Below are 11,055 nucleotides of genomic sequence, written 5' to 3'. Positions count from 1 at the left end.
GACCTCCAGGCGGCCGTCGGCTCAGCGCCGGCGGTCGTCGTCGTCCCAGGGGCCCTCCCACCAGCCGGCACGGCCGTCGTCCTCGCCGCCGCGGCGCCGGGAGCGCACGAACTGCACCACGAACACGACCAGCGACGTGAGCATGATGAGGAACAGGACGAGGAACAGCAGGTCGCTCTGGTTCATGGACGCTTCCCCTCCGCGGCATCCGCCACGATCTTCGCGATGCGCGCGGCCTTGGTCTCCGGCCGCTTTGCCATCGCGATGTGCGTGAGGCCGAACTTCTTCACCGACTTCGGGAACGCATCCCAGTTCCCCCTCGCCGCGGGCACCGCGTCGAGGGCGGCCGTGAGCTCGGGTGGCTCGATGCCGGCCTCGGGGCCGTCGAGCATGGTCCACGAACCGTTCGCCTTCGCCGTCTCCAGCGCTCGGATGCCGGCGGGGGCGAGGAGCCCCGCGGCCTCCAGCTCCGCGATGCGGGCCTTGTTCGTCGCCGCCCAGCCGCTGCCCGGGCGTCGAGGGGAGAACCACTGGCCACCGGTCTCGTCGTCGAACGTGCGCACCGGGCCGTCGATCCACCCGAAGCACAGCGCCTGCCGGACGGCGTCCTCGTAGCCGACGCCGGTGGCGGATCGCCCGCGCACGCTCAGCAGCCACACTCCGGCCGTGCGTTCGTGGTTCGCCTCGAGCCAGGCGCGCCAGGCCGCGGCGTCCGCCGCCGTGACCCGCTCGCCGTCGTCGAGGGCGCCCACGTCAGTCCTCGTCGAGGGTGGGGATCGAGTCGGTGATGGTCGGCAGCAGGTCGGCGACCGAGTCGACGATCTCGTCCGGGCGGAAGGGGTACTGCTCGATGATCCGCTGGTCGCTGATGCCGGTGAGCACGAGCACCGTGTGCAGACCCGCCTCGATGCCGGCGACGATGTCCGTGTCCATCCGGTCGCCGATCATGCCGGTCTTCTTCGAGTGCGCGCCGATCTTGTTCAGGGCCGAACGGAACATCATCGGATTGGGCTTGCCGACGACGTAGGGCTCCTTGCCGGTGGCCTTGGTGATGAGGGCGGCGATCGCACCCGTGGCCGGCAGCACCCCGTCGGCGCTCGGGCCGGTGGCGTCCGGGTTGGTCACGATGAAGCGCGAGCCGTTGATGATGTGGCGGATGGCCTTCGTGATGGCCTCGAACGAGTAGTTGCGGGTCTCGCCGACGACGACGAAGTCGGGGTTCGTCTCGGTCATGATGAAGCCGGCCTCGTGCAGCGCGGTGAGGATGCCGGCCTCGCCGATGACGAAGGCGGAGCCGCCCGGGAGCTGCTGCGCGAGGAAGTCGGCGGTCGCGAGCGCCGAGGTCCAGATGCGCTCCTCCGGCACGATCAGGCCGCTCGCACGGAGGCGGGCCGAGAGGTCGCGGGCGGTGAAGATGGAGTTGTTCGTGAGCACGAGGTACGGGATCTCGTTGCGCTCCCATCCGGCGAGGAGTTCGGAGGCCCCGGGGATGGCGTCGTTCTCATGGACGAGCACGCCGTCCATGTCGGTGAGCCAGCATTCGATGTCGTCACGGTGTGCCATGTGCTCAGCCTAGAGGCCCCACCTTTCCTTTCGAATCGCCTGATTGGCTCCATCCCCGGCCGATGTGCCGCAAAGTGCGCGATTCGAAGCCGGGGTCAGGCCGACAACCACACCACGTCGCGGGCGGCGGGGGGCAGCGGCGGCTCGGTGCCGTCGAGGGCGATGCCGGACGAGGTCACCGTCACGGTCGTCCCGACGACGACCCCGTGGGAGTCGAGGGTCCGCAGGAGCTCCGGGTCGCGGTCGTCGACGCGGAGCACGCGGCCGGTGTGTCCGTCCGGGGCGTCCGCGAGCAGGACGAAGGGCTCCCGTTCGATGCGGCCCTCCGCGTCCGGGATGGCGTCTCCGTGCGGGTCGAAGCGCGGTCGTCCCAGGCGCTCGTCGATGCCCTCGAGCAGCCGGTCGCTGATGGTGTGCTCCAGCACCTCGGCCTCGTCGTGCACCTCGTCCCACCCGTACCCGAACTCCTGCACGAGCCAGGTCTCGATGAGGCGATGGCGGCGGACCATCGCGAGGGCCCGGGTGGTCCCCGCGTCCGTCAGCCGGACCGCTCCGTAGGGCACGTGCGACACGAGTCCCGCCGCGGCGAGCTTCTTCACCATCTCCGTGACCGACGACGGGGCGATGCCGAGCTTGGCCGCCAGGACCGAGGGGGTGATCGGCGCATCCTGCCACTCGGTGTGCGCGTAGACGGTCTTCAGGTAGTCGTCAGCTGCCGGGGATGCCACCCCACCACTCTACGGCGCGGACCGCTCCCCGCCCCCGCGCGCCCAGGCCGTGAGGCCGTGGATGAGGGCGCGCACACCGATCTCGAACGTCCGTCGGGCGGGGTCGTCGCTGAGCTCGGCCCTGGCACTCTCCGCCGCGGCGAAGGTGGGGTAGGCGGGGGCGAGCTCTTTCGGCGCCATGTTGTCGGCCGGAGCGAGGGCGTCCAGCGCGGAGCCGATGATGAACGACTCCAGCGCGACGATGGCGTCGACGATCGTCTCGCGGGGCCAGCCGTCGTCGGAGAGCAGCACCGCGATCTGCTCGTAGTCCGCGAACGAGCCCTCGTCGGCATCGATGGGGGAGCTCGCGAGCATGACCATGGCCTGCGGGGCGGCGACGGCCGCGTCGCGATAGCTGTGCGCCCAGGCCAGCAGGGCCTCCTCCAGCGGCCGTTCGCGGGGCACCGGGGTGGCGAGGGAGCGGCTCACGCGGCCGCGCATGGCCCGGATCACGGCGTCGCGGTTCTCGAAGTGGTGATAGAGCGCCGAGGTGCGCACCCCGAGGGATTCCGCGAGCGCGGTCATGGTGAAGCGCTGCGGGGTGCGTTCGGCGCTGAGTCGGAAGGCGGCATCGAGGATCCGCTCCTCGGTGAGCACCCGGCCGGAGGGGCGGCCCACGCTGCGGGGAGTCTTCGTCATCGGGGCTCGATTCGGGTTCCGTGTCTGCTACTTTATTGAAACTCTTTCAATTCGCTCGAGGAAGAACGTCATGACGGGTTTCGACGCCGACACTATCGTCACCGGCGCGCGCGTCGTGACGATGGACCCCCGCCGCCCGGAGGCCACGGCCTTCGCCATCCGCGACGGGCGCTTCCTGGCGGTCGGCGACGACGACCTCGTCCGCGAGCTGCGCGGGACCGGCACCGTCGTGCACGACCTCGGCGGCGCCGCCGTCACCCCCGGGCTCATCGACGCGCACCTGCACCCGCTGCAGGGTCTCGAGCTCACTGCGGGGATCGACCTCGGGGGCATCACCACCGCCGCGGCGTTGCGCGCCGCCCTCCGCGCCGAGGCCGACCGGGCGCTCGCCGAGGACGCCGAGCCGTGGGTGCGCGGATGGAATCTCGACTACGACGTCTTCCACGAGATCCCCATGACCGCGGACGCCATCGAGGACGCGGTGCGCGGCCTCCCCGCGCTCCTCATCGTGTTCGACGGACACACCGCGCTGGCCAGCCGCGAGGGGCTGCGGCGCGGCGGCATCACCGGGCCGCGCGAGACGGACGACTCCTCCCTCGTCGTGGTCGACGCCGAGGGGATCCCGACCGGCGAGCTGCGCGAACTCGGCGCGTACGAGCCCGTGCGCCTCGCGGCCCCCGCCCTGGACCGCGCGCAGACGCTCGCCGCCGGCCACGAACTGCTGCAGGGGCTCCGGTCCTCCGGTCTCACCGGCGGCACGATCATGGACGGCGGCTTCGCGACCCTGGACCTGCTGGACGCCATGGAGCAGGGGCCGGGTCTGCCGATCCGCATCGTGTCCGCCATCGACCACGAGCCCGGTTTCGACACCGCCCGCACGGCCGAGAACCTGCGGATGCGCGACCGCCGGGGAGAGCGCTGGCGGGGCGGGGTCGTCAAGCTCTACGCCGACGGCGTGGTGGAGACGGGAACGGCCTGGCTGTACGAGCCCGACACGGCGGGGGAGGGGACCGCGCCGTTCTGGAAGGACGCCGCCGCCTACGCCCGCACCGTGCGCGGCTATGCCGAGGCCGGCTTCCAGGTCGCGACGCACGCCATCGGCGACCGCGCGGTGGGGGAGGTCATCGATGCGTACCTCGCCGCCGGGGTCCGCAGCGCCGGCGGGGCACCCCACCGGATCGAGCACCTGGAGACCACGACGGATCGCGACGTCGCGCGCCTCGCGGCCGCGGGCATCACCGCCTCGATGCAGCCGCTCCACCTGCAGTGGCGCAAGGCCGACGGCTCGGACGACTGGTCGCGGCGCCTCGGTCCGGCCCGTGCCGCCCGTGCCTGGCGCGTGCGCGACTACTGGGAGGCCGGAGCCCCGGTCGCCCTGGGGTCGGACTGGCCCATCGCCCAGAACGACGCCCGCATCGGCCTCGCCTGGGCCCAGCTGCGCCGTCGTCCCGGCGACCGCGACGCCCCTGTCTTCGAGCCCCACCAGGTGCTCACCCCCTACCAGGCGCTGCACGGCTACACCGTGGGTGCCGCGCGTGCCCAGGGCGACACCGACCTCGGCCGGATCGCCCCCGGGTTCCGCGCCGACTACGCCGTGTGGGCGGAGAACCCGCTGCACGTCGCCCCGGACGACCTCCCCGACCTGCCCGTACAGCGGACGGTCGTCGGCGGCGTCGAGCCCTGACCCCCGCTCGACCCCTCATACCCCCTTCCTTCTTCACACCGAGGTGAACCCCATGCCCGAATTCGGCGCCCTCGCGCTCCTGCCCATCGCGGTGATCCTCGTGGTCGCCGTCGCCACCCGGCGCACCCTCTTCGCCCTGCTCTGCGGCACCGTCGCCGGCGCCCTGATCCTGGGCGGCTGGGGCGGCTTCGACGTCTGGGTCGAGTACACGGGCACGGCGCTGTCCAATGAGACCGCCCAGTGGCTGCTGCTCATCGTGGCGCTGTTCGGCATCCTCATGATGCTGTTCGAGAAGTCGGGCATCGTGACCGACTTCGCCCGCTGGGTGGAGCGGTTCGTGACCTCCCGCCGGAAGTCGACGCTGCTGACGTTCTTGCTCTCGGTGGTCCTGTTCGTGGACGACTACCTCAACGTGCTCACCACCGGCACCTCGATGAAGCAGGTGACCGACCGGTACCGCGTCCCCCGTACGCAGCTCGGCGCGATCATGAAGATGACCGCCGCGCCGATCGCCGTGCTCGTCCCGGTCTCGACCTGGGCGCTGTTCTTCTCCGGGCTCTTCGAGGCCCAGGGCGTGACCGTCGGGGGCAGCGGCTTCGGCGCCTACCTGCAGTCGATCCCGTTCATCTTCTTCGGGTGGGCGGCGATCGCGGTCGCCCTGCTGATGAGCATCGGCTGGCTGCCCCGATTCGGTCCGCTGAAGAAGGACGCTCTGCGGGCGGAGCGCGACGGCGACGTCTTCCCCCTCGGCACGACCGACGCGGAACGCCGCGCGGAGGGAGCGGCCCTGCTGTCCGAGCTGCGCGCGGACGACCCCGACGGTTCGACGGCGCAGCGGGTCGCCGTGGCGCTGGAGACCTCGACGGAGGCGGGGCGCAAGCCGCAGCCCTGGTCGTTCCTCCTCGCGATGGCGGTGCTCGTGGGCGTCACCATCGCCACGGACGCCAACGTCGTCGCCGGCACCGCGGCCGCGCTCGCCGTCACGATCGTTCTCGTCCTCGTGCAGCGCCGTCTCTCCGTGCGGGGCGTGCTGGACGCGGCGCTGGAGGGCGTCGAGAGCATGCTCTTCGTGATGGTGCTCACCGTGCTGGCGTTCATGGTGCAGGAGATGAACATCACCCTGCAGCTCGCCGAGTTCGTCATCCAGGTCACGGAGCCGGTGCTCACCCCGGCGCTGCTGCCCGCCATCGTGTTCGCCGTCTGCGGCGTGTACGCCTACGCGACCGGTTCGTTCTGGGACCTCGCCGCGGTCATCACCCCCGTGGTGCTGCCGCTCGCGCTGGCCCTCGGCGCCGACCCGATCCTGGCGGGCGCGGCGGTGTTCTCCGGGGCGGCGCTCGGCAGCACGACCTGCCTCTACGGCGACGGCATCATCCTCGCGTCGCGGTCCATCGGCATCAAGCCGATCAACCTCATGCTGGCCATCCTCCCCTACGCGGGGATCGCCGCCGGGGTCTCGCTCGTGCTCTACCTCGTGACGGGCTTCCTCGCGGCCTGAGTCAGGCGCCCGCGGAGCCGAGCAGGATCACGGTCGCCTGCCCCGCGAAGAAGAGCACGAGGAACCCCAGGAGGGCGGCGGCGAGCGAGAGGCGCCCGTCGAAGCCCTCCACCTCGGCGATGCCCACCTTGCGGGCACGGAAGGCGAAGATCAGGGTCGCGACGCCGAGCGCGAGCTGCACCCACGGGCTGGCGGAGCCGATGACCTTCGGGAACGCGATGAGCAGACCGCCGATGACCCCGGTCGCGAAGCCGCTCCAGGTGAGGAGGCGGACGGTGCGACGGGCCGAGTCTGCAGACATGATGTCGAGCCTATCCGGCGTCATGCCCCCGTCAGCACCAGCCAGAGCAGGGCGCCGTTCAGGGCGATGAGGAGCACGGAGGCCACGACGCCGGCGACCGTCGTCCACGGCCGGTTGACCCAGGCGCCGAGCGTGCGGCGCTGCGCGGTGAGGGCGACGAGCGGGATCAGCGCGAACGGGATGCCGAACGACAGCACGACCTGGCTGAGGACGAGGGCGAGCGTGGGGTCCACCCCGATGCCGAGGATCACCAACGCGGGGATGAGCGTCACCAGTCGGCGGGCCAGCAGGGGGATGCGCACGTGCAGGAGGCCGTGCATGATCTCGGCGCCCGCGTACGCGCCGACGGAGGTCGAGGCGAGACCCGAGGCGAGCAGCCCCACGGCGAAGAAGGTCGCCACGACCGGGCCGAGGCCTGCGGCGAGGGCGGCGTGCGCCCCCTCCAGCGAGTCGGTGCCCGCGACGCCCGCGAGGTTCGCCGCCGCGAGCAGGAGGATTCCGAGGTTCACCGAGCCCGCGATGACCATCGCGATCGTCACATCCCAGCGCGTCGCCGTGAGCAGGCGGCGGATCCGCGAGGTCTCGATCCGGGCCGCCTCCTCGGTCGTCTCGGCACTCGTCGCACCGAACCGGTCGCGGGCCAGAGAGGAGTGCGCGTAGATCGCGTGCGGCATGATCGTCGCGCCGAGGATCGAGGCGGCGAGGAGCACGGACCCCGTGTCCTCGAAGCGCGGCACGAGGCCGCTCACGACGCCGGCCGGGTCGGGTGGCGCGAGGAACAGGCCGGCCATGAAGCCGATCGTGATCACGAACATGAGGCCGATGATCACGAACTCGAACGGTCGGGCGCCGCGACGGTTCTGCACCGCGAGCAGGACCATGGACACGGCCCCGGTGATGAGGCCGCCCCACAGCAGCGGCACGCCGAAGAGAAGGTTCAGGGCGACGGCGCCGCCGATGACCTCGGCGAGGTCCGTCGCCATCGCGACCAGCTCCGCCTGGAGCCAGTAGGCGCGGCGGGCCCAGGGGCGGCGCAGCCGCTGGCCCAGCACCTCCGGGAGGCTCTGGCCGGTGACGACGCCGAGCTTCGCGGACAGGTACTGGATCAGCCAGGCCATCACGTTGCCGGCGACGACCACCCACACGAGCAGATAGCCGTACTGCGCCCCCGCCGTCATGTTGCTGGCGACGTTGCCCGGGTCGAGATAGGCCACGCCCGCCACCAGCGCCGGTCCCAGCAGCCACAGCAGGCGCGGCGAAGCGGTGCGAGCGGGGGTCACGGAGGCAGCGGGATTTTTAGGCACACCGAAACCGTAGCGTATTTTTCGGCGCACCTAAATATCGTGTCGCGATGGCCGGGCCCCCTTCGACGACGGGGCGCCGGCTCCTCCGCCCCACGGCGACCAAGCGGAGGCGGCGATAGCCTGGCGGGATGGAAGCGCAGCGCCCCGAGAGCACGGAACCGACCACCCCCGGGGGGTCCTCGGCGCAGCCCGGATACGGCGTCGGCCCCTGGCCCGGAGGGCCGTCGGCCTGGCCCGAGGGAGAGCAGTACGATCCCGAGCTCCTCGCGCACGGCGACACGCGAAACGTCATCGACCGCTATCGCTATTGGCGCATGGAGGCGATCGTCGCTGATCTCGATACGCGGCGTCATCCGTTCCACGTCGCGATCGAGAACTGGCAGCACGACATGAACATCGGTTCCATCGTGCGCAGCGCCAACGCGTTCCTCGCCGATACGGTGCACATCATCGGCCGCCGTCGCTGGAACAAGCGCGGCGCCATGGTGACCGACCGCTACCAGCACGTCGTGCACCACGAGGACATCGCGACCTTCGCCGCCTGGGCGGCCGCCGAGGGGCTGCCCGTCATCGCGATCGACAACGTCGACGGGGCCGTGCCGGTGGACCGCGCCGACCTGCCGCGCTCGTGCGTGCTCCTCTTCGGTCAGGAGGGGCCAGGGCTGTCGCCGGAGGCACTGGCTGCCGCCTCCGGTCACATCGAGATCACGCAGTACGGCTCGACCCGCTCGATCAACGCGAGTGCCGCCGCCGCCGTCATCATGTACGAGTGGTGTCGTCGCCACGCGGAGTGAGCACGAGGAGCGGTCGTACCTGCTCCGTCAGGCCGGATCGATGCCGAAGAGGTGCCGCGAGATCGCGCTGACGTCGCGGTCGAGGCCGTCCATGCGCCGGCTCAGACCGTGCACCTCCTTCCGGAGATCCCCGATCTCGGCTTTCACGCCGACGATCTCGCCCTTGATCCCGCCGATCTCGCCCTTGATCCCGCCGATCTCGCCCTTGATCCCACCGATCTCGCCCTTGATCCCACCGATCTCGGTGTGGATCCCGCCGATCTCCGTGCGGACCGTGCCGATCTCCGTCTTGATGATCCTCACGAACATCGTCGCCATGAGCGTGATCGTGGCGTACATGCCCGAGGCGAGAACCCCGATCGTCGTCCATACCTGCGCGTCGTTCATCCCCAGCATCCCTTCAGTGTCGCTCCATGCTGGACCGGAGCGACAGAGTGGCGGGGCGCTGTATTCCGCTGTGCCCGGCGGCGGGGGATAAGTCGTTCTTCGGGTCGACTGTGGAGGAGCTACGCCGACGCGGCGAGCCATCGCCCGGAGCGCACTCGCCACCCCAGCGTCGCCAGCCGTGCGAGCAGGTACACCCCGAAGAACGCGACGGCGAGCCACACGAGGCCGGCGGTGCCGTCGACCCCCGTCGCGGCGATGATCGCCAGGGTGGGCAGGAACGGCACGAGGTTCAGACCGCCCGCGATCGCCAGGTACCGGGCGTCGTTCGCTCCCATGAGCACTCCGTCCAGCACGAACACCACGCCCGCGACCGGCTGCGCCACCGCGAGCACGATCAGGGCCGGCTGCACCACCTCTGCCACGCCCTGATCGCCGGTGAAGACGATGCCGAGCACCCCGGAGAGGGCGGCGATGACGGCGCCGACCACGACGCCGAACCACGCTCCCCACGCGACCGTCCGCGCCAGCACTCGGCGCACCTGCTCCTCGTCACCGGCACCCAGCTCCTTGCCGATCAGCGCCTGCGCGGCGATCGCGAGCGCGTCGAGGGCGAAGGCCGCCGCCGAGAAGATGGTGAACACGATCTGCCACCCGGCGAGCTCCTCCGTGCCGATCCCGGTCGCCACGGCCACGGTCGCGAGCAGGGCGACGCGCAGGCTCACGGTGCGGAGGAACAGCCAGCCGCCCGACGTCGCGGTGTGGCGCAGGCCCTCCCGCTGGGCGCGCAACGAGGCGCTGTGCCGGGTCGCCAGACGCCGGACCACGAGCGCGTACGCCGCGACCATGCCCCATTGCGCCGTCACCGTACCTGCCGCGGAGCCGGCGATGCCCCAGCCGAGGCCGTAGATGAAGAGCCAGTTCAGCAGGGCGTTCGCCGCGAAGCCGAGCCCCGCGATCCACAGTGGGGTCATGGTGTCCTGCATCCCGCGCAGCAGCCCGGTGGCGGCGAACACGATGAGCATCGCCGGGAGCCCCCACATTGAGATCACGAGGTACTCGTTCGCCTGTGCCGCGACCTCCGCGCTCGCGCCGAACAGGGAGACGAGCCAGGGCGACGAGACGGCGCCGACGACGGCGAGCACGGCACCAAGGCCGAGCGCGAGCCACATGCCGTTGATCCCGACCGAGACCGCCTCTCCCGGACGCCCGGACCCGAACCGACGCGCGACCGCCGGGGTCGTGGAGTACGCGAGGAACACCATGAGGCCGACGATCGTCTGCAGCACGGCTCCGGCGATGCCGAGCCCGGCGAGGGGGACGGTGCCGAGATGGCCGACGAGGGCGGCGTCGACGATGAGGAAGGCCGGCTCCGCGATGAGCGCACCGAGCGCGGGGACCGCCAGGCGCAGGATCTCGCGGTTCAGGGAGGTGCGGGCGGCCATCCTCCGAGCCTATGACCTGTCGTCGACACCCGAGACCTCCGGCCTCGACCGGACCTAGGGTGAAGGAGGAGCTCCGAGCGGACGGAGGCGCACCATGACGGATCCCCGGGAGGCGGCCGCGCGCTATCGAGCGCGGCAGCAGCAGGGCGGCAGTGTTGAAGACGACAGCGAAACCGGCACCCCGTCCGCGGCGGCGGCGGTCGATAGAGCCGCCTTCGTCGAATCCGCCATCCAGGTCGCCATCCGTCGCGGCGACTTCGACGATCTGCCGGGAGCCGGGAAGCCGCTCGAAGGTCTCGGCGACCACCACGACCCGGACTGGTGGATCCGCCGGAAGATCGAGACCGAGGGCCTGACCGGGCTCGGCCCTCCCGCCATCCTCCTGCGCACGGAGGACCGCGAGCTCGACGGGCAGCTCGACCTCCTCGGTCGCGAGTCCGACGTGCGCGAGGTGCTCGAGGACTTCAACCGGCGTGTGCGCGAGGCCCGACGCCAGCTCCAGGGCGGACCTCCCGTCGTGACCCCGCTGCGCGACGTCGACGCCGAGGTCGTCGCGTGGGCGGAACGCCGGGCCGCGCGGACACCGCTGCCCGAGACGTCGCCGCGGCGCCGACGCTTCGGGCGCCGACGCCGGGACTGAGGTCTTCTGGACACCGTGGGGGACCCCGGCCATAGG

The 11,055-nt window shown here is 71.5% G+C and carries 13 protein-coding genes; 4 read left to right on the top strand and 9 right to left on the bottom strand.

The genetic code is table 11. The features are described from left to right. Window positions 1–21: 21 nt before the first annotated feature. The 5 genes from BV453_RS05930 to BV453_RS05910 all read right to left on the bottom strand — a co-directional run bounded on the left by BV453_RS05930 (window position 22) and on the right by BV453_RS05910 (window position 2,969). Complete coding sequence (locus tag BV453_RS05930) at window positions 22–186, bottom strand: hypothetical protein (RefSeq protein WP_164498178.1); 165 nt, start codon at window positions 184–186, stop codon at window positions 22–24. Further along, the gene (locus BV453_RS16725; RefSeq protein WP_249521115.1) at window positions 183–752 is read right to left on the bottom strand and encodes a YdeI family protein; all 570 of its coding nucleotides are present in this window, start codon (window positions 750–752) and stop codon (window positions 183–185) included. The genes BV453_RS05930 and BV453_RS16725 overlap by 4 nt, the downstream gene beginning before the upstream one ends. A gap of 1 nt (window position 753) precedes the next feature. Beyond that, window positions 754–1,563 carry an HAD-IIA family hydrolase gene (locus BV453_RS05920; RefSeq protein WP_025104898.1) on the bottom strand — a complete coding sequence of 270 codons (810 nt, stop codon included), beginning with the start codon at window positions 1,561–1,563 and terminating at the stop codon, window positions 754–756. Between the two features lie 95 nt (window positions 1,564–1,658). After that, window positions 1,659–2,291 (bottom strand): metal-dependent transcriptional regulator, encoded by a 633-nt coding sequence (locus BV453_RS05915; RefSeq protein ID WP_249521114.1) that lies wholly within the window; start codon window positions 2,289–2,291, stop codon window positions 1,659–1,661. 9 nt (window positions 2,292–2,300) lie between these two features. Then, on the bottom strand, window positions 2,301–2,969 hold the full coding sequence (locus tag BV453_RS05910) for a TetR/AcrR family transcriptional regulator (RefSeq protein ID WP_249521113.1): 669 nt from the start codon (window positions 2,967–2,969) through the stop codon (window positions 2,301–2,303). 70 nt (window positions 2,970–3,039) lie between these two features. On the opposite strand from BV453_RS05910, the gene BV453_RS05905 reads away from it, so the two are divergent. Then, complete coding sequence (locus BV453_RS05905; protein WP_249521112.1) at window positions 3,040–4,653, top strand: amidohydrolase; 1,614 nt, start codon at window positions 3,040–3,042, stop codon at window positions 4,651–4,653. 52 nt (window positions 4,654–4,705) lie between these two features. Beyond that, on the top strand, window positions 4,706–6,151 hold the full coding sequence (locus tag BV453_RS05900; protein WP_249521111.1) for a Na+/H+ antiporter NhaC family protein: 1,446 nt from the start codon (window positions 4,706–4,708) through the stop codon (window positions 6,149–6,151). A 1-nt stretch (window position 6,152) separates the two neighbouring features. Here BV453_RS05900 and BV453_RS05895 read toward each other — a convergent pair whose 3' ends face one another. Beyond that, entirely contained in the window at window positions 6,153–6,452 is a 300-nt protein-coding gene (locus tag BV453_RS05895) for a hypothetical protein (protein WP_249521110.1), read from the bottom strand. A gap of 20 nt (window positions 6,453–6,472) precedes the next feature. Beyond that, entirely contained in the window at window positions 6,473–7,732 is a 1,260-nt protein-coding gene (locus BV453_RS05890; RefSeq protein ID WP_249521109.1) for an Nramp family divalent metal transporter, read from the bottom strand. 152 nt (window positions 7,733–7,884) lie between these two features. Here BV453_RS05890 and BV453_RS05885 point away from each other — a divergent pair, with 152 nt between their 5' ends. Beyond that, on the top strand, window positions 7,885–8,550 hold the full coding sequence (locus BV453_RS05885) for a TrmH family RNA methyltransferase (protein ID WP_126894242.1): 666 nt from the start codon (window positions 7,885–7,887) through the stop codon (window positions 8,548–8,550). Between the two features lie 27 nt (window positions 8,551–8,577). Here the strand turns inward: BV453_RS05885 and BV453_RS05880 are convergent, their stop codons facing one another. Both BV453_RS05880 and BV453_RS05875 read right to left on the bottom strand, forming a co-directional pair. Further along, window positions 8,578–8,946, bottom strand: coding sequence for a hypothetical protein (locus BV453_RS05880; protein ID WP_249521108.1), 369 nt, complete (start codon window positions 8,944–8,946; stop codon window positions 8,578–8,580). A 110-nt stretch (window positions 8,947–9,056) separates the two neighbouring features. Beyond that, window positions 9,057–10,379: an MATE family efflux transporter gene (locus BV453_RS05875; protein WP_249521107.1), complete on the bottom strand. Its 1,323-nt coding sequence runs from the start codon at window positions 10,377–10,379 to the stop codon at window positions 9,057–9,059. A 94-nt stretch (window positions 10,380–10,473) separates the two neighbouring features. On the opposite strand from BV453_RS05875, the gene BV453_RS05870 reads away from it, so the two are divergent. Further along, entirely contained in the window at window positions 10,474–11,019 is a 546-nt protein-coding gene (locus BV453_RS05870) for a DUF1992 domain-containing protein (RefSeq protein WP_249521106.1), read from the top strand. Window positions 11,020–11,055: the final 36 nt, after the last annotated feature.

The organism is Microbacterium sp. ER1 (assembly GCF_023383675.1).
Lineage (GTDB): Bacteria > Actinomycetota > Actinomycetes > Actinomycetales > Microbacteriaceae > Microbacterium.
Note: the sequence above shows the minus strand (reverse complement) of the source record. Positions and strands in the feature narration are given on the sequence as shown.